Raw genomic sequence first — 16,282 nt, 5'->3', positions numbered from 1 at the left:
GGGCGGGATGCGGTTCAGGCGCGGACTTTATGCGTTGCTGGTTTCCCAGGCATGTTTTCCGCGATTGGGCATCGTGCTCGAGGAGCTGCAGGTCAACGAGACTCCGGCAACGAAATTCACCAAGTCGCTGCAATATCTGCGCGCGGAGATAAGCCGGGGCGCCGATGTCGCGGACTTGGAACCCTTGGGGGAAAGCGCAGGGGACTTCGTAACAACCTTGCATGGATATCGTGTGCATATCCAGGTCAACGAGGTGCACTTCACCGTTACCCTCGTCGATATCGACGATAGCTGAGCCTCGGCGTCAGTCTGCGGCCTTGGGAAGCGACTTTCGGACGAAGCGAACCGGCAACGGCGTGCGCGCCGACATCGGGAAGGCGGTGAGGTGCAATTCGCCTTGCGCCGCCTGCGTCCAGCCGAGCGTCCCCGACGTCAGCAGCCGAAGCCAATCGGCACGCGCGCCGCGCTTGATTGTCGCCGTGACGAACAAGCTCTCGGTCGCGCTTGCGGCCAGATCGAGCGGATGCTGGGGGCTGATCGGCCGGTGCACGCCTTCGCTATCCAGCCATTTGGCATAGAGTTCGCACTCGAACGTGCCGGGAAACAGCCCGGACAGGGCCAGCTGCGCGCGCGTGATCGTGATCTTCGCGTCCTGCGCACCGATCAGGAGCGGACAGACGATGTGTATCGAGCCGTCGCGCTCGACCGAGAGGCCGGCACTGTCCGGCGTGGCGTGATAGACCGAGTTCTTCTTGCCGCGGAGCTGCAGCCAATAGGCAAGCGCGTCGAAGGCGAGCGCACAGAGCAGAACCGCGATCACCAGCGGCAGCGCGTCGCCGCTCGCCTGCTCGATGGCGAAGCCATAATCGGCCAGTCCCGCGGGAAGATGGCCTTGGCCATATAGGCGGAAGGTGATGCCACTGAGTGCCGAAGGGATGGCGGCAACGAGCACGAAACGGGCCAGCCTGCGCCAGAAGGCGATCGGATTTCTGCCGATGGCAAACAGGAAGTACAGCAGAAACACCGCCAGGAATGCCTTTGCCGGCAGCCAGGACAGCCAGAGAAACGCGGCAGAGACGCCCGCGACGAGCAAGGATTGAAGCACCACCTGTGCGAACCAGCTCATCGTTCCCCCTTCGATGCGAGGCCTTGTCTGGCCTTGTCAGGCCCCCGTGCGCCGGCGATCGAGCAGCCACACCCCGACCAGCAGCGCCACGCCGACGCCGAAACCGGCGACGAAGCCGATCGATGGCTGCCCCCTGGCGATGCCGACGAGCACGCCGACGATCAGGCTCACTGCCAGCAGGAAGCCGCCGGCCATCGGATTGCGCGAGGAAGAACTTGCCATGGCGATGCTCTGCCACGCCGCGCGGCGGCGCGCCACTGCCGCGCGGCATCGGTCGCAAATGGTTAGCGCTGCTTCACCTTGATGGCGCGCGAAAGCTTTAGATTCACGCGGTAAAATCCGGGAAAGCGTATCCCCCCGGAGTATCCATGGAACCTCTGCTTTATCTCGGCGACCGCGCCGAAGTCGCCGATGCCGCCGAACTGATCCGCAAATTCGGCGAGGCTGCCGGCTACGAAGCCGCAGCGCGCGCCGACAAGAGCCGTGACCTGGGCAACCACATCCATTTCTGCCGCTGGCGCCAGATCGAGCGGCTGGTGGTGCTGATGTCGATCCCGCGCGCGATCGGCACGGTGCACTGAGCATCGATTTCCCCTCCAATTCAGGGGATTAAACGGGACGGACCCGAAGCCATCGTCGCGAGTTAGGCTGGGCATGAACGCCGAGACCTCGTGACGCTTCCCCAGATCCTGTCCATCGGCGTGCTCGCCGGGATGATGCTGCTCTTCATCTGGGGGCGGCTGCGCTACGATCTGGTCGCGGTGATCGCGCTGCTTGCCGCGCTGGCGGTGGGCGTGGTCAAGCCCAAGGAAGCGTTCACCGGCTTTTCCGACGACATCGTGGTGATCGTCGCTTCCGCGCTGGTGCTGTCGGGCGCGGTGCAGCGATCGGGGGTGATCGAGAGCGCGATGCTGATGCTCCAGCGCCGCGTGACGCGGATCCGATCGCAATTGCTGCTGCTGTGCGGCAGCGTCGGCTTCGCCTCGGCGCTGGTCAAGAATATCGGCGCGCTGGCGATGATGATGCCGGTGGCGCTGCAGATGGCGAAGCGATCGAAGACCTCGCCCGCGGTGTTCCTGATGCCGATGTCGTTCGCCTCGCTGCTCGGCGGGCTGATCACGCTGATCGGCACCTCGCCCAACATCATCGTCAGCCGCGTGCGCGAGGAGATGACCGGCGAGCCGTTCAAGATGTTCGACTATGCGCCGGTCGGGTTGGGGCTGACCGCGATCGGGCTGGTGTTCCTGCGCTTCGGCTATCGGCTGCTGCCGCGCGACCGCAGCGCCGTCGCGACGCTGGGCGAGGCGATGAACATCCAGGATTATGCCACCGAGGCCGAGATCCCGGCGGGATCGCCCGCCGTGGACGAGACCGTCGCGGCATTCCGCGAGCGCCACGATCACGAAGTCTCGGTGACGGCGATCCTGCGCGCGGGAATGCGCAGCATGCCGTTCCCGGATAGCACGCTGCGCCCGGAGGACGTGCTGATCCTCTCGGGCGCGCCCGACAGCCTCGAGCGGGTGATCGCCGGCGACGGGCTGATCCTCGAAGGCCAGGACCGCGGCAGCCCCGACGGCGCTACCGGCGAAGTCGGCGTGCTCGAAGCGGTAGTCGGCACCGACAGCCCGTTGATCGGGCATAGCGCCGGGCGGATGGGGCTGCACGAACGCTTCGGGGTGAACCTGATCGCCGTCTCGCGCCAGGGCGAGCGGCTGGCCCGCCGGCTGGGCGAGATCGAGCTGCGCGCCGGCGACGTCGTCGTGCTGCAGGGGCCGCTCGCGCTGCTGTTCGAGCGGCTGGGCGAACTCGGCTGCCTGCCGCTCGCCGAGCGCACGCTGCGGCTGGGCAGTGTGCGCAAGGGGCTGCTGCCGCTGGCGATCCTCGCGGCGGCGATGGCGGCGACGGCGACGGGCTATGTCCCGGTCGCCGTCGCGTTCTTCGCCGCGGCGGCGCTGGTGATCCTGAGCGGCGCGCTGCCGGTGCGCGAAGCCTATGATCATATCGAATGGCCGATCCTGGTGATGCTCGGCGCGCTGATCCCGGTGAGCGATTCGCTGCGCACCACCGGCACCACCGACCTGATCGGCCACCACCTCTCGGCGATCGCGGCGACGCTGCCGCCCTGGGGCGCCGTGGCGCTGATCCTCGCCGCCGCGATGGCGGTGACGCCATTCCTCAACAATGCCGCGACCGTGCTGGTGATGGCGCCGATCGCGGCGACCTTCGCCAGCGGGCTGGGCTATCGTCCCGAGCCGTTCCTGATGGCGACCGCCGTGGGCGCAGGCTGCGACTTCCTCACGCCGATCGGCCACCAGTGCAACACGCTGGTGATGGGGCCGGGGGGTACAAGTTCGGCGATTATGCGCGATTGGGCGCGCCGCTTTCGCTGATCGTGCTGGTCGCGGGGACGCCGCTGATCCTGTGGGCGTGGCCGGTGTGAGCCGCTAGCGGCTGGAAAGCACGAAGACGTTGCCGTCGGGATCGCGGAACTTGGCGAAATGGCCCCAGGGCTGTTTCTCGGGCGGGCCTTCGAACGCCACCCCGCGCGCGCTGAGCTGGCGATAGCTATAGTCGACATCGTCGCAGGCGAACGAGCCGTTGAAGAAGCTGCCGATCCGGTCTTCCTGCCCCTCGGGCGTGAACAGCACCACCCCGGTTTCGGCGCCGGGGATGCCGAGCTCGATCCAGCGCTTGCCCGGGCCCATCGGCTGATCGGTGACGATGCGGAAGCCCATCTTCTCGGTCCAGAAAGCGAGCGCGCGGTCCTGATCCGACGTCGGGATGGTGACGAACTTGAGCTGCTTGATCATGGCGCGCAGCGTAACGCGAGCGGTTGCGCAGCGGGAGCATGGCAGTTATTGCCATGGCAATGGCTGCGCTGCCCCTCGATCGCTACGTCATCGACGTGCTGATGCCCGATCTGGTCGGGCATGATCGCAAGCCTTCGGCCTATCTGGTCTATCTGCTGATCGAGGCACTGGAGGGCGATCGCGCTCCGCTGGGCTATGCGTCGATCGCCGAGCGTACGGGGCTCTCGCGCCGGACGTGCCAGGACGCTATCGCGCATCTCGAACGCCGCGGGCTGATCGCCGTCGAGCGGCGCGCGGACAATGAGGCGGCGCGGTTCCGGCCGCTCCGGCCCTGGATACGGAGGCATTGATGGCACGCACGGCACGGATCGAACGCATCGGCGGACCCGAAGTGATCCAATGGGTCGACGTCGAACTCGCGCCGCCCGGGCCCGGCGAAGTGCGGATGCGCAACACCGCGGTGGGGCTCAACTTCATCGACACCTATTTCCGCTCGGGGCTCTACCCGGTCGAACTGCCCAGCGGGCTGGGCGGCGAGGCGGCGGGCGTGGTCGAGGCGCTGGGCGAGGGCGTGACCGGGCTTGCCGTGGGCGACCGGGTGGCCACCTTCGGCCCCGGGCTTGGCGCCTATTCCACCGGGCGCAACGTGGCGGCTGCGACCCTGTTCAAGCTTCCCGACGACATCAGCGACGAGACCGCCGCGGCGGCGCTGCTCAAGGGCGGCACCGCCGAATTCCTGATCGAGCGCTGCGCAAAGGTCCAGCCCGGCTGGACGGTGCTCGTCCATGCCGCCGCCGGCGGGGTCGGGCAGATCGCAGTGCGCTGGCTCAAGGCGATCGGCGCGACGGTGATCGCCACGGTGGGCCACCGCGACAAGGTGGCGCTGGCGCAGGAGGCGGGCGCGGACCATGTGCTGCTCTCGCGCGAGGACGACGTGGCCGCGAAAGTGCGCGCGATCACCGGCGGGGCGGGCGTCGACGTGGTGCTCGACGGGGTCGGCAAGGCAAGCTGGGCAGCATCGCTCGCCGCGACGAAGCGCCGCGGGCTGATCGTCAGCTTTGGCAATGCCAGCGGTCCGGTGGAAGGCGTCGCGCTCGGCGCGTTGGCGCGGGCGGGATCGCTGTTCGTCACCCGGCCGACAATGTTCGACTATTATGCCACCCCCGAGGAGCGCGAAGCGGGCAGCGCACGGCTGTTCGCGATGCTGCGCAGCGGCGCGGTGCGGGCGGATATTCGCCAGCGTTTCGCGCTGGAGGACGCTGCCGATGCGCATCGCGCGCTGGAGGCGGGCGAGACGACGGGATCGACGATCCTGGTGCCGTGAGGCGCTAGATCGTGTTGGGGTCGGACGCCCGGCGGACCGGGCGCCGCTCCAGCACTTCGGTGATCCGGCTGGTCTCGGTGGCGCCGCCGGGCCGCGCGATCGTCACCGTGGTGACCTTGGTCTTGCGAAGCGCATAGCCGGCGGCATCGGTGTCGAAGGCGATCCTGATCGTTCCCGAGATCGTCTCGCCGGCATGCTGGCGCAGCGCCTCCGCACGCGTGACCGGCTTTTGCGAAAGCTCGCCGACGACCATGTCGTTCTCGACGCGATCGCGACGTACGGCATCGGCATCGATCGCGAGTTCGACGCTGAACCCGGTGCCGCCCTGCTTGCGCTTCAACGGTGCCGGACTCCGGGCCTGGCGGTCGCGATAAGGCTGGCCTTCGGCAAGCGGGTCATGGCCCAGGTCGACTGCCTCGATCATCGGGATCACCGATTGCGGATCGCATTCGATGCGGAAGGCATTCCAAGTGAAGATCCAGTGCCCGCACTGGGTGCGCGCGATCTTGTTGGCGGCGAGCCAGTCGGCCACCCGGGCCTTGAGGTCGGGCTCGTTGCGCAGCGTTATCCGCCCTTCGCGCGACCGCAGCACGCGGGCGGGGAACTGCCAGGCGCCGGCGCGATTTCGCGCCGAGGCATTGGCGGGAAGATCATATTCGAGCTCGATCCCCTCGCCGCTGACCGCGACGACGCGCTCGACCAGCATGTCGCTGTCGCGCGAGGTCGCCGAACTGTTGCCGCTTTGCCGGGCGGTCTCGGTCACCCGGACGATCTCGAACACCGCGCCGACATGCACGTCTGGCGTGGTTTGCACAGGCGGAGCGAGCGCGACAAGCAGGGGTACGAGGAACACGCCCCGAGTGAACCATCGATTGGCGCGTTACGCCAGCACGTTCACCAGCGCCTTGACCTCAAGGAACTCGGCCAGCCCGAACTTGCCATGCTCGCGGCCATTGCCTGATTGCTTGTAGCCGCCGAACGGCAGGCTCGGATCGGGCTGGCCGCCATTGACATAGACCATGCCGGCGCGCAGCCGCGGCGCGACGCGGCGAATGCCCTCGGGGTCGCCGAACACCATTGCCGAAAGGCCATAATCGGTGTCGTTGGCGATGCGGATTGCATCTTCCTCGTCCTGGTAAGGGATGATCGTCACGACGGGGCCGAAGATCTCCTCGCGCGCGATCGTCATGTCGTTGCGCACGTTGGAGAACAGGGTCGGCTTGACGAAATAGCCGGTCTCGATCCCGTCCGGACGGCCCGGGCCGCCGGTCTCCAGCGTGGCGCCTTCCTCCAGGCCCTTGGCGATCAACCCCTGGATCTTGTCCCACTGCGCCTTGTTGACCACCGGCCCAAGATGGCGGCCGTCCTCCGATGGCGCACCGCACGTCGTCGCCTTCATCATCTCGCCGGCGATCGCCGCGGCTTCCGCCTGTTTGGCGGCGGGCACCAGCAGGCGGGCGGGGGCTATGCAGCTCTGCCCCGAATTCATCAGCACGCCGAACAGCGTGCCCTTCACGGCCTGGGCGATGTCGGCGCTGTCGAGCACCACCGACGGCGACTTTCCGCCCAGCTCCTGATGGACGCGCTTGACCGTGTCGGCGGCATTCTTGGCGACCTGGACGCCGGCGCGGGTCGAGCCGGTGAAGCTGACCATCGCGACATCCTTGTGCCGCGACAACGCCGTGCCGACTCCCGGCCCATCGCCCTGGACGAGGTTGAACACGCCCGGCGGCACGCCGGCGGCATCGAGCACCTCGGCGAAGATCGCAGCGCAGCCGGGCGCCTCTTCGGAAGGCTTGAGCACCATGGTGCAACCCGCGGCGAGCGCGGGCGCGACCTTGGAGACGACCTGGTTGAGCGGCCAGTTCCACGGCGTGATCATCGCGACCACGCCGATTGGTTCGTGAACGACCAGGCTAGTGCCGATCTGCTCTTCGAACGCGAAACGCTTCAGCGCTTCGATCGCCGCCTTGAAGTGCCCGATGCCGCTGCCGACCTGCGCGGTCTTGGCGAGGCTCATCGGCGCGCCCATTTCCTCGCTGAGCGCCTGCGCCATGTCGGCGGAGCGCGCCTTATAGGCTTCGAGGATGCGTTCGAGCAGCGCGATGCGTTCTTCCGTGGTGGTGCGCGAGAAGGTTTCGAATGCGCGGACTGCCGCGGCGACGGCCTTGTCGACATCGGCCTGCGAGCCGAGCGTTATCTCGCTCACCGGCTCCTCGGTGGCGGGATTGATCACCGCATGGCGCGTGCCGCCTTCGCTCTCGACCCATTGCCCGTCGATAAACTGCTTGAGGTAGCTCGGCATCCCGCCTCCTGATTGTCGAACATCCGGTATGGCGGCCTAGATGGCGGGCGGCGCGGCCGGTTGCAAGCTGCAACCGGCCCGAACCTCAATCCATGCGGCGCAGCCAGAGCCGCGCGCTGCCCTTCGCATCATCGAGCGACATCTGCATGCGGTCGCCCTTGGCGGAATAGGCCATCACCAGCCTGGAATCGACGAGGTGGATGCGGTTCTCGTTGATTTCGTAGGTTTCGCTCTCCTCGGCGTCGCCGTGGCCGGTGGTCGTGCGATAGGTGTTGAATGCGCGATCGTCGGTGAATTCCAGCTGGTCGCCCCGCCGTATGTCCTCGAAGCCATCGGCGTTGGTGACTTCCCAGCGCCCGACCACGGCGAGGTGGCGCACCGCCTTGGGCAGCTCGCCCTTGTAGCCGGAATAAAAGGCTGCCTGGGCGCGCAGGTTGCCGATCAGCCTGGTCTCGCTCTCCATGCCCGGCAGGCGGGCGGCCTGGAAACGGGAGGCGACGCCATCGAGCAGCGCGAACGCCGCCTTGGGATCCTTCTTCTCGTGATAGGCGATCGAGGCATCGCGCAGCGCGAGATACTCGTCGACGAGCAGATGGGCGCTGCGCAGTGGCGTGCTCGGCGTGGCGGCGGGCGCCATGGCGAGCACATGGTCGCTGCCCGGTCGACCGCCATCGGCCTCGTTCCACGTGACCGACACGTCGAGCGCGGGCGCCCCGTCGGCGATCGTCGCCGCCGGCAGGGCCTCATGATCCGATGCCTTGGCGAGCGTCGCGAAGATGCCGCCGCCGTTGAGGCTGAGAAAGACGGTGGGCACCGTGACGGTGATCGCGCCTTCCGGGTTGGTGGTCATCACCTGATCGGGCACGCCGAACACCCCCGAGATCCGGTAGCCCGGTGCCGGCTTCATCGTGAGGACGAGATCGTGGGCGACTTCGCTCACCATCGTATCGAGCTGCTTGTCGAACACCGCGGCGACGTCGGCGCTGTCGGGAATGAAGAACAGATTGCCGCCGCGGGTGCTGGAGACCTTGGTGGCGAGCGCGGCATCGAACTGCTCGCCGACGCCGATGGTGGTGAGGCCGATGCCGCGGCGCGACGCCTCCTGCGCCATGCCGATGAAACTCGCCGCATCGGTGGCACCGACATTGGGCTGCTCGTCGGTGAACAGCATCACCCGGGTATTGCCCTTGAAGCCGGGCGCATCGGCGAAGGCGGTGGCGTAGCCGACGCGCAGGCCCGATTCCATGTCGGTCGAGCCCTCGCTCTTGATGCCGCGGATCTGCGCGGCGATGCGATCGCGATTCCCCGCAAAGTCGGTCGGCTGCAGATAGACATGGGCGCGGTCGCCATAGAGGACGATCGATAGGCGATCGCCGTCGTGCATCTGTCCGAGGATGCGCAACAGGCTTTCGCGGACCCGTGCGAGCGGTTCGCCGTCCATCGAGCCGGACTTGTCGATCACGGCGACCAGGTTGAGCGGCGCGCGGTGCCATTTGTCGGCATCGAGGTTCGACGCGAAGCCCAGCCCTACGAACAGTCGGTCGTCGGGGCGGAGCGGCAGCATCGCCGGCATCGTCTCGGTGACGAGGCAAAAGAGCTGCGGGCATTTGACGGCAGGCGGGAGCGTGAGGTCGTGCTCGCCCATCAGGCCCTCGACGGTGAGGCCACTGGCGAGCGGCAGGCCGGCCTGGGCGGAGGCATTGCGGAAATGCTTGATGTCCTGAGCGCCGCCCTGGCGGACGCGCATGCCGGTGACGATGACACTGCTATTGTCGTCGGCCTCTTGCTGCTGGTCGTCAGGGGGTGGCGCGTTCTGCGCCAAGGCCGGTGCGAGCGGCAACGCAAGTGCTGCTAGCGCCAGCCAAGGCTTGAGGGGCAATGACTTCATGGCAGTCCTCCCGTCATTATTTGCGACGGAAGGTATCACGCGTCCCGTGACTTGGCTATTGCGGCACGACCTCGAAAATCTCGCCGGCGATATCGACCAGATAAAGATTGCCGGCGCTGTCCTCGCCGAACGACGCGAGTTGGTCGATCGTGCCGGTATCGGGCGTGAAATCGACGTTGCGGCGCTCATAGCTGGCCGAGGGGAAGACCGCGCCCTGGGCCAGCGCGGCGTAGGGCAGCGTCCAGATATTGCCGGTGACGAAGTCGCCGAAGACGTAGAGCCCCTGGAGCGAGGTCACCGGGCCGCGATAGACATAGCCGCCGATCAGCGAATTGCCCTGCTTGGCGCCGCTGCCATGGCCATATTGGGTGACGGGGGCCGTGAGTCCGGCGGGCGCGCTGCCACGATAGGGCTGGGTGCCTTCGAGGAAGGGCCAGCCGAAATTGAGCCCCGGTTGGTCGGTGCGGAGCAGGTCGACTTCCTCGACCGCGTCCTGCCCGACATCGCCGATCACCAGCCGTCCGTCAGGCGCGAAGCTGTTGCGAAAGGCATTGCGCAGGCCGAGCGCAAAGACCCACGGATCGCCGCCACCGGCCACGAAGGGATTGCCCGGCGCGGGCACGTAATAGACCGGCGTGGCGCCGGCAAACGGATCGGGATTGGGCGCGATGCGCAGGATCTTGCCGAGCCGCGAATTGGGGTTCTGGGCATTGTTGGCGGGGTCGCCGGCGCCGCCGCCATCGCCGGTGGCCGCATAGAGATTGCCGTCCGGCCCAAAGCCGATCCAGCCGCCATTATGGTTGTTGTTGGTCGGATGAGGGATGCGGAGGATTTCCTGCTCGGGCCAGCTCGCCACGTTGCGCTCGATCCGGGAGATCACGATCGTCCCGTCGGTCACGGTCTTGTAGAGGAAGAACGGCCCTTCGGTTGCGGTGCCCGCCTGCGGATGCACGCCCTGGGTGAGCGTCGGCTGCACGACGATGCCCAGCAGCCCGCGCTCGCCGTCGGTCGAAAGGCCGGCGATCGTGGTGAGGAGGGTCTTGGCGCCGGTCGCCGGATCGAGCAGCCAGACGCGGCCGGTCTTTTCGGGCACGATCACGCGGCTGTCGTTCGGAATCGCTGCCACCGCGATCGGCTGATCGAAGCCGGTGCCGACGCGCTTGACTGCGATCCCTTCGCGGCTGTTGGTGACGGTTATCGCAAGGTCGAGCGTGCTCGATGCGCTGCCGTCGCTGGCGCTGAGCTGGACGCGATAGACATTGTCGCCATCGGCGTCGCCGGGCGCCTCGAAATTGGGCGCTGCGGCGAAACCGAGCGCGCCCTGCGGCGTGATCGCGAAGCGCGCGGAGTCCGCGCCGCCGGCGATCGCGAAGGTGATCGGGTTCGCCTGGGCATCGGTGGCGGTGGCTTGATAGGCAAGCGCGCTGTTTTCGACCAGGCTCGCCGTCGCTGCGGACGTGAAGACAGGCGCGCTATTGCTGGGCGGCGGCGTTGGCGTTGGAGAGGGATTGTTCGTGCCGCCACTGCACGCTGCGAGAAACAGGGTGACGGCAACGGCTGGATAGGCGCGCATGGTTCATCCCCTATTTCACGAAACAACGCGTGCCGCGCGCACGGCGTTCCAGCGCACCGATCCGCCGCGCTGCGCGTGCATGCGGCTGGATCGCAGTCCGAGTGCGGGGCAGGCGCCGCGCGCGCCTAAGCGACTGTGTCTAGCGGTCGATTGCGTCCGAACCATGGACCGGGGGATGCGGGATATCGGGCGTGGGGAGATCGCTCGTCCCCGCTTGCGCCGTGATCGAGGTTTGCTCCTGCGGATGGGTGGCGTTGTGCGCAGCATCGGCCAACGCCTGGGAGGCAGCGACGAACAGGTTGCCCTTTTGCCCAGCTTGGTCGCCGAAAACCTTGATGTTGGGTTGCGTGAGCGAGTCGGTGATCTGGTCGTTGACCGAGGTCGGAGAAGCCATGCCGATATCCCCAAGTAAAAGAGAGATGCGCGTCTTGCGCGTTTCGACCCTGTCGAACGCGATACAGGCATATCGTCATCGAGTCGAACGAACTTCGTGGTTATGATCGATGTGACCACGTTGCGCGTGCTGCGTTGCAAAAGAAAAGGGCGCCCCGGCTTGTGCCGGGACGCCCCAATCTTCACCCATGGCCGGGAGATTTATGCGCTGTAATACATGTCGTATTCGACCGGCGACGGCGTCATTTCCCAGCGGGCGACGTCGGCGCGCTTGATCTCGACATAGGCCGCGATCTGATCCTTGGTGAACACATCGCCCTTGAGCAGATAGTCCTGATCGGCCTCGAGGCTGTCGAGCGCTTCGCGCAGCGAACCGCACACCGTGGGGACCTGCTCGAGCTCTGCCGGCGGCAGATCATAGAGGTTCTTGTCCATCGGATCGCCCGGGTGTATCTTGTTCTGGATGCCGTCGAGGCCGGCCATCAGCAGCGCTGCATAGCAGAGATACGGATTGGCCAGCGCATCCGGGAAGCGGAACTCGACGCGCTTCGCCTTGCTGCCCGCACCATAAGGGATGCGGCACGAGGCCGAGCGGTTGCGCGACGAGTAAGCGAGCAGCACCGGCGCTTCATAGCCCGGGACCAGCCGCTTGTAGCTGTTGGTCGACGGATTGGTGAAGGCGTTCAGCGACTTGGCGTGCTTGATCACGCCGCCGATGAAATAGAGGCACATGTCGCTGAGGCCGGCATAGCCATTGCCGGCGAACAGCGGATTGCCCTTGTCCCAGATCGAGATGTGGGTGTGCATGCCGCTGCCGTTATCTTCCTTGATCGGCTTGGGCATGAAGGTCGCGGTCTTGCCATAGGCCTGGGCGACCTGGTGCACGACATACTTGTAGATCTGCATGCGGTCGGCGGTCTGGACCAGCGTGCCGAAGGTCAGGCCGAGCTCGTGCTGCGCGGCGGCGACTTCGTGGTGGTGCTTGTCGCAGGGCAGGCCCATTTCGAGCATGGTCGAGACCATCTCGCCGCGGATGTCGACGGCGCTGTCGACCGGCGCGACGGGGAAATAGCCGCCCTTGGCGCGCGGACGGTGGCCGAGATTGCCGCCTTCATATTCCTTGCCCGAATTGCCCGGCAGCTCGATGTCGTCGATCGCGTAATAGCTGGTCGAATAGCTGTTCTCGAAGCGGACGTCGTCGAACATGAAGAACTCGGCTTCGGGGCCGACATAGACGGTGTCGCCGATGCCGAGCGACTGGAGATAGGCCTCCGAACGCTTGGCGGTCGAGCGCGGATCGCGCGAATAGAGCTCGCCGGTCGAGGGCTCGACGATGTCGCAGACCAGGATCAGCATCGGCGTGGCCGAGAACGGATCGATCCACACCGCGTCCAGATCGGGCTTGAGGATCATGTCGGACTCGTTGATCGCCTTCCAGCCCTCGATCGACGAACCGTCGAACATCAGGCCGTCGGTCAGCTCGTCCTCGCCGATCACCGAAGCGACCATGGTGAGATGCTGCCACTTGCCCTTGGGATCGGTGAACCGCAGATCGATCCACTCGATCTCGTTCTCCTTGACCATCTTCAGCACGTCATTGGCCGAATTCGCCATCACTTAGCCCTTTCGCTCTCTTTCAATAGCCCGACGAATCGGGCAATAAAATTACCTTTGCCCTGGCCGCTTTGGCACAGTGCTGCGCTGCATCAAATAGCGTTTTCGTTGCGCTCGCCGGTGCGGATGCGCAGCGCGGTTTCCACCGGGATCACGAAGATCTTGCCGTCGCCGATGCGCCCGGTCTGGGCCGCGGCAGCAACTGCCTCGACGACACGATCGGCGAGACTGTCTTCGACGACGACCTCGAGCTTCACCTTGGGCAGGAAGTCGACGACATATTCGGCGCCGCGATAGAGTTCGGTATGGCCCTTCTGCCGGCCGAAGCCCTTGGCCTCGGTGACAGTGATGCCGCTGACGCCGACTTCGTGCAGCGCCTCTTTCACTTCATCGAGCTTGAACGGCTTGATGATGGCTTCGATCTTTTTCACGTCTTCCCCCAAACACAGGAACGAGGCGGTGCAACTGTCCGCAGCCTAATCGCGCGTCTGGCAACAATCGTGCCAGTGCGAAGGACTCGCAGCCGCTCTCGGGTCGCACGCCGCGCACCGGTTAACAAGTGCCTACCAAATGGGCAGGCGGGCAGGCGTTGCCCGATCCAAGGGCAGCGATGGAAAGGCTGCGGCGATGCGCAGCTTTAGCGCGGTGAAACCAAATTGCGTTGGCGCGCGCGAGGCTCGGCGGCATAGCCCGCGCCATGCGAAGCGTTCGCAACAAGCGTTGACGGAGTCGTGAAGCGTTGGCTATTGATAATCATTATCAGTTCTGCAGCGCGAAGGACTCGCATGTATCGCTTTCTCGACCGCGCCGTGCGCGATCTCGCGCCGGGCGAGCAGGTGCTGACCTGGGCGATGCGCAGCTGGGTTTGCGCAATGGCGTCGCAGCGTTGCCCGTGTGCGGCACTCGGCCCGGCATTTGCGCGGTGGCGAGTTGGTGACCTGCTGGCCGATTTCAACATGACGATGTTCCTGCTCAACCAGGAGGGCCAGAGCGCGCTCAAATTCGCCCAGCCGCTGTGCGGACTGGTGCGCGACGACGAGGCGCGGCTACTCGCCCTCTTCCATGCTGCGGCGGCGAAGGATAAGGGGCTGCTGACTCGCGCTGCTGCGCAGTTCGTCCTGCCCGAGGCCGAACCGCCATTTCGTATCGCGATCGCCGGTGCCGCCGATGTGCTGCGCCGGGTTCCGGTTCCTCGCAACTCCTGATTTCGCGGAAGACTAGATGACGATGCATACGCGCCCGCCGGCGCTCATCCCCGAACATTCCAACTTCATGTCCAGCAAGGTGCTGTGGGTGAAGCATTGGAACGATCATCTGTTCAGCTTCGCGATCGAGCGGCCGGCAAGCTTCCGCTTCCGCTCGGGCGAGTTCGTGATGATCGGCCTGCCCGGCGACAACGACAAGCCGCTGATGCGCGCCTATTCGATCGCCAGCCCGGCCTGGGCCGAGGAAATCGAATTCCTCTCGATCAAGGTGCCCGACGGTCCGCTCACCTCGAAGCTCCAGCAGATTCGCGCCGACGACCAGGTCTACCTCGCGCGCAAGCCCACCGGCACCCTCGTCGCCGATGCGCTGCTGCCGGGCAAGCGGCTGTTCCTGCTGTCGACCGGCACGGGCCTGGCGCCGTTCCTCAGCCTGATCCGCGATCCGGACATCTATGAGGCGTTCAACCAGGTGGTGCTGGTCCACTGCGTCCGCCGGGTGAGCGATCTCGCTTATCATGACGAGCTCACTGCGCAGCTCGCCGGCGATCCGCTGGTCCAGGATCAGGCGCTGCTCCAGTTCCACTATATCCCGACGGTGACGCGCGAGCCGTTCCGCACCACCGGGCGGATCGGCCAGCTCGTCGAGAACGGCTGGCTGTTCCGCGCGCCGGTTGCCGGGCATCCCGAGCTCAATCCGGAGACCGATCGTGTCATGCTCTGCGGCTCGACCGCGATGATCAAGGATTTCGGCGAGATGCTGGAGGGCAAGGGCTTCGAGGAAGGTTCGAACGCCAAGCCGGGGCATTTCGTGATCGAGCGCGCCTTCGTCGGCTGAACACCACATAGGTTGGGAACCCGTGTCATATCTGCGAGTTCACGCGGATATGCACGGGACCCTTCCTCCGACCCAGATGCTGCCGATGAACGCCCCTGCCGTGTTGCGGCGGCGCGCAGGCGCGCGCGGTGACGAGGCAGTGACGGTGGCCAAGGGGCCCTTCGTCATCCTCGTGCACAGTCTGCTGGCGATCGCGCCCGAGCAGCGCGACGATTTCTGGATCTCGATGCCGCTGGGCGACATCGGCGCGGCACAGGCGGAGCGGACGCTTGAGCAATGGATGCGCCCGATGGCCGCGGCAGCCTGATCCACGCCCGCGTTGCCTCCGGTCTAGGCGGGCCTTCGGTCTAGACCGCGGCGAGGGCCCGCTCAGTAAGGCGGGCGATCGAGGCCCTTGGGGCTGGTCGTGAAGATTTCGCAGCCGGTCTCGGTGATGCCGATCGAATGCTCGAACTGCGCCGAGAGCGAGCGATCGCGCGTCACTGCGGTCCAGCCATCGTCGAGCAGCTTCACGTCGGGGCGACCGATATTGATCATCGGCTCGACGGTGAAGAACATGCCGGGGCGCAGCTCGGGGCCGGTCCCCGGGCGGCCGACATGGACGACTTCGGGCGCGTCATGAAAGACCTGGCCGAGGCCGTGGCCGCAGAAATCGCGGACGACGCCATAGCGATGCTTCTCGGCATGGCGCTGGATCGCATGGCTGATATCGCCGAGATGGTTGCCCGGCTTGGCCTGCTCCAGACCCAGCATCAGGCATTCATAGGTGACGTCGACGAGGCGGCGCGCCTTGATCGGCACGTCGCCGACCAGATACATCCGGCTGGTATCGCCATGCCAGCCGCCGAGCAGCGGGGTGACGTCGATATTGACGATGTCGCCGTCCTTGAGTGTCTTCTCGCTCGGGATGCCATGGCACACGACATGGTTGATCGAGATGCAGCAGCTGTGCGTGTAGCCGCGATAGCCCAGCGTGGCGGGAACGCCGCCGGCGTCGGTGGTCATCGTGCGGACGATGTCGTCGAGCTCGGCGGTGGTTACGCCCGGCACGACATGCGGCACGAGTGCATCGAGGATCTCGGCGGCGAGGCGGCCAGCCTTGCGCATGCCCTCAAAGCCTGCGGGTCCGTGAAGCTTGATCGCGCCATCGCGCGCCTGCGGCATGTCTTCCGTGACGGTCACATATTCAGTCATGCTTGCGATATAGGG

At 66.1% G+C, this 16,282-nt stretch carries 19 protein-coding genes; 8 read left to right on the top strand and 11 right to left on the bottom strand.

Annotated features, from left to right (window positions below):
* Window positions 1–7 precede the first annotated feature (7 nt).
* Window positions 8–295, top strand: a complete 288-nt coding sequence (locus AB2M62_RS12585; protein WP_404334194.1) for a hypothetical protein — start codon at window positions 8–10, stop codon at window positions 293–295.
* Between the two features lie 9 nt (window positions 296–304).
* Here the strand turns inward: AB2M62_RS12585 and AB2M62_RS12580 are convergent, their stop codons facing one another.
* Entirely contained in the window at window positions 305–1,126 is an 822-nt protein-coding gene (locus AB2M62_RS12580) for a hypothetical protein (RefSeq protein WP_404334192.1), read from the bottom strand.
* Between the two features lie 36 nt (window positions 1,127–1,162).
* A complete protein-coding gene (locus AB2M62_RS12575; protein ID WP_404334190.1) occupies window positions 1,163–1,348 on the bottom strand; it encodes a hypothetical protein in 186 nt (61 codons plus the stop codon).
* 146 nt (window positions 1,349–1,494) lie between these two features.
* On the opposite strand from AB2M62_RS12575, the gene AB2M62_RS12570 reads away from it, so the two are divergent.
* Together AB2M62_RS12570 and AB2M62_RS12565 are read left to right on the top strand one after the other, a co-directional pair.
* Window positions 1,495–1,707, top strand: coding sequence for a hypothetical protein (locus AB2M62_RS12570; protein ID WP_404334188.1), 213 nt, complete (start codon window positions 1,495–1,497; stop codon window positions 1,705–1,707).
* A 90-nt stretch (window positions 1,708–1,797) separates the two neighbouring features.
* A complete protein-coding gene (locus AB2M62_RS12565) occupies window positions 1,798–3,516 on the top strand; it encodes an SLC13 family permease (protein WP_404334186.1) in 1,719 nt (572 codons plus the stop codon).
* Window positions 3,517–3,570: 54 nt separating this feature from the next.
* Here AB2M62_RS12565 and AB2M62_RS12560 read toward each other — a convergent pair whose 3' ends face one another.
* Window positions 3,571–3,936, bottom strand: coding sequence for a VOC family protein (locus AB2M62_RS12560; RefSeq protein ID WP_404334184.1), 366 nt, complete (start codon window positions 3,934–3,936; stop codon window positions 3,571–3,573).
* 59 nt (window positions 3,937–3,995) lie between these two features.
* On the opposite strand from AB2M62_RS12560, the gene AB2M62_RS12555 reads away from it, so the two are divergent.
* Complete coding sequence (locus AB2M62_RS12555; RefSeq protein WP_404334182.1) at window positions 3,996–4,286, top strand: helix-turn-helix domain-containing protein; 291 nt, start codon at window positions 3,996–3,998, stop codon at window positions 4,284–4,286.
* Window positions 4,286–5,260 (top strand): quinone oxidoreductase family protein, encoded by a 975-nt coding sequence (locus AB2M62_RS12550; protein WP_404334180.1) that lies wholly within the window; start codon window positions 4,286–4,288, stop codon window positions 5,258–5,260. The genes AB2M62_RS12555 and AB2M62_RS12550 overlap by 1 nt, the downstream gene beginning before the upstream one ends.
* 4 nt (window positions 5,261–5,264) lie before the next feature.
* Here AB2M62_RS12550 and AB2M62_RS12545 read toward each other — a convergent pair whose 3' ends face one another.
* The 7 genes from AB2M62_RS12545 to AB2M62_RS12515 all read right to left on the bottom strand — a co-directional run bounded on the left by AB2M62_RS12545 (window position 5,265) and on the right by AB2M62_RS12515 (window position 13,464).
* Window positions 5,265–6,074 carry a hypothetical protein gene (locus AB2M62_RS12545; protein ID WP_404334178.1) on the bottom strand — a complete coding sequence of 270 codons (810 nt, stop codon included), beginning with the start codon at window positions 6,072–6,074 and terminating at the stop codon, window positions 5,265–5,267.
* 66 nt (window positions 6,075–6,140) lie between these two features.
* Complete coding sequence (locus AB2M62_RS12540; RefSeq protein WP_404334176.1) at window positions 6,141–7,565, bottom strand: aldehyde dehydrogenase family protein; 1,425 nt, start codon at window positions 7,563–7,565, stop codon at window positions 6,141–6,143.
* A gap of 85 nt (window positions 7,566–7,650) precedes the next feature.
* Window positions 7,651–9,453: a VWA domain-containing protein gene (locus AB2M62_RS12535; RefSeq protein WP_404334174.1), complete on the bottom strand. Its 1,803-nt coding sequence runs from the start codon at window positions 9,451–9,453 to the stop codon at window positions 7,651–7,653.
* Window positions 9,454–9,508: 55 nt separating this feature from the next.
* Complete coding sequence (locus AB2M62_RS12530; RefSeq protein WP_404334172.1) at window positions 9,509–11,026, bottom strand: PQQ-dependent sugar dehydrogenase; 1,518 nt, start codon at window positions 11,024–11,026, stop codon at window positions 9,509–9,511.
* 139 nt (window positions 11,027–11,165) lie between these two features.
* Entirely contained in the window at window positions 11,166–11,420 is a 255-nt protein-coding gene (locus AB2M62_RS12525) for a RebB family R body protein (protein ID WP_404334170.1), read from the bottom strand.
* A gap of 200 nt (window positions 11,421–11,620) precedes the next feature.
* Entirely contained in the window at window positions 11,621–13,033 is a 1,413-nt protein-coding gene (gene glnA, locus AB2M62_RS12520) for a type I glutamate--ammonia ligase (protein ID WP_404334169.1), read from the bottom strand.
* A gap of 92 nt (window positions 13,034–13,125) precedes the next feature.
* Window positions 13,126–13,464 (bottom strand): P-II family nitrogen regulator, encoded by a 339-nt coding sequence (locus AB2M62_RS12515; protein WP_086131131.1) that lies wholly within the window; start codon window positions 13,462–13,464, stop codon window positions 13,126–13,128.
* A 354-nt stretch (window positions 13,465–13,818) separates the two neighbouring features.
* Here AB2M62_RS12515 and AB2M62_RS12510 point away from each other — a divergent pair, with 354 nt between their 5' ends.
* From AB2M62_RS12510 to AB2M62_RS12500, 3 genes are all read left to right on the top strand, one after another.
* A complete protein-coding gene (locus AB2M62_RS12510; protein ID WP_404334167.1) occupies window positions 13,819–14,238 on the top strand; it encodes a hypothetical protein in 420 nt (139 codons plus the stop codon).
* A gap of 16 nt (window positions 14,239–14,254) precedes the next feature.
* Window positions 14,255–15,073, top strand: a complete 819-nt coding sequence (locus AB2M62_RS12505; protein ID WP_404334165.1) for a ferredoxin--NADP reductase — start codon at window positions 14,255–14,257, stop codon at window positions 15,071–15,073.
* 85 nt (window positions 15,074–15,158) lie between these two features.
* On the top strand, window positions 15,159–15,380 hold the full coding sequence (locus AB2M62_RS12500) for a hypothetical protein (RefSeq protein ID WP_404334163.1): 222 nt from the start codon (window positions 15,159–15,161) through the stop codon (window positions 15,378–15,380).
* 62 nt (window positions 15,381–15,442) lie between these two features.
* Here the strand turns inward: AB2M62_RS12500 and map are convergent, their stop codons facing one another.
* Entirely contained in the window at window positions 15,443–16,267 is an 825-nt protein-coding gene (gene map, locus AB2M62_RS12495) for a type I methionyl aminopeptidase (protein WP_404334161.1), read from the bottom strand.
* Window positions 16,268–16,282 lie beyond the last annotated feature (15 nt).

The organism is Sphingomonas sp. MMS12-HWE2-04, assembly GCF_044881185.1.
GTDB lineage: Bacteria > Pseudomonadota > Alphaproteobacteria > Sphingomonadales > Sphingomonadaceae > Sphingomonas.
The sequence above is the reverse complement of the archived record's forward strand: the minus strand, read 5'-3'. Positions and strand labels throughout refer to the sequence as shown.

Excerpts from the sequence above, each read along its gene's own strand:
- AB2M62_RS12585 (WP_404334194.1), top strand. The coding sequence starts at position 8 with ATGCGGTTCAGGCGCGGACTTTATGCGTTGCTGGTTTCCCAGGCATGT.
- AB2M62_RS12580 (WP_404334192.1), bottom strand. The coding sequence starts at position 1,126 with ATGAGCTGGTTCGCACAGGTGGTGCTTCAATCCTTGCTCGTCGCGGGC.
- AB2M62_RS12575 (WP_404334190.1), bottom strand. The coding sequence starts at position 1,348 with ATGGCAAGTTCTTCCTCGCGCAATCCGATGGCCGGCGGCTTCCTGCTG.
- AB2M62_RS12570 (WP_404334188.1), top strand. The coding sequence starts at position 1,495 with ATGGAACCTCTGCTTTATCTCGGCGACCGCGCCGAAGTCGCCGATGCC.
- AB2M62_RS12560 (WP_404334184.1), bottom strand. The coding sequence starts at position 3,936 with ATGATCAAGCAGCTCAAGTTCGTCACCATCCCGACGTCGGATCAGGAC.
- AB2M62_RS12555 (WP_404334182.1), top strand. The coding sequence starts at position 3,996 with ATGGCTGCGCTGCCCCTCGATCGCTACGTCATCGACGTGCTGATGCCC.
- AB2M62_RS12550 (WP_404334180.1), top strand. The coding sequence starts at position 4,286 with ATGGCACGCACGGCACGGATCGAACGCATCGGCGGACCCGAAGTGATC.
- AB2M62_RS12540 (WP_404334176.1), bottom strand. The coding sequence starts at position 7,565 with ATGCCGAGCTACCTCAAGCAGTTTATCGACGGGCAATGGGTCGAGAGC.
- AB2M62_RS12535 (WP_404334174.1), bottom strand. The coding sequence starts at position 9,453 with ATGAAGTCATTGCCCCTCAAGCCTTGGCTGGCGCTAGCAGCACTTGCG.
- AB2M62_RS12530 (WP_404334172.1), bottom strand. The coding sequence starts at position 11,026 with ATGCGCGCCTATCCAGCCGTTGCCGTCACCCTGTTTCTCGCAGCGTGC.
- AB2M62_RS12525 (WP_404334170.1), bottom strand. The coding sequence starts at position 11,420 with ATGGCTTCTCCGACCTCGGTCAACGACCAGATCACCGACTCGCTCACG.
- glnA (WP_404334169.1), bottom strand. The coding sequence starts at position 13,033 with ATGGCGAATTCGGCCAATGACGTGCTGAAGATGGTCAAGGAGAACGAG.
- AB2M62_RS12510 (WP_404334167.1), top strand. The coding sequence starts at position 13,819 with ATGTATCGCTTTCTCGACCGCGCCGTGCGCGATCTCGCGCCGGGCGAG.
- AB2M62_RS12505 (WP_404334165.1), top strand. The coding sequence starts at position 14,255 with ATGACGATGCATACGCGCCCGCCGGCGCTCATCCCCGAACATTCCAAC.
- AB2M62_RS12500 (WP_404334163.1), top strand. The coding sequence starts at position 15,159 with ATGAACGCCCCTGCCGTGTTGCGGCGGCGCGCAGGCGCGCGCGGTGAC.
- map (WP_404334161.1), bottom strand. The coding sequence starts at position 16,267 with ATGACTGAATATGTGACCGTCACGGAAGACATGCCGCAGGCGCGCGAT.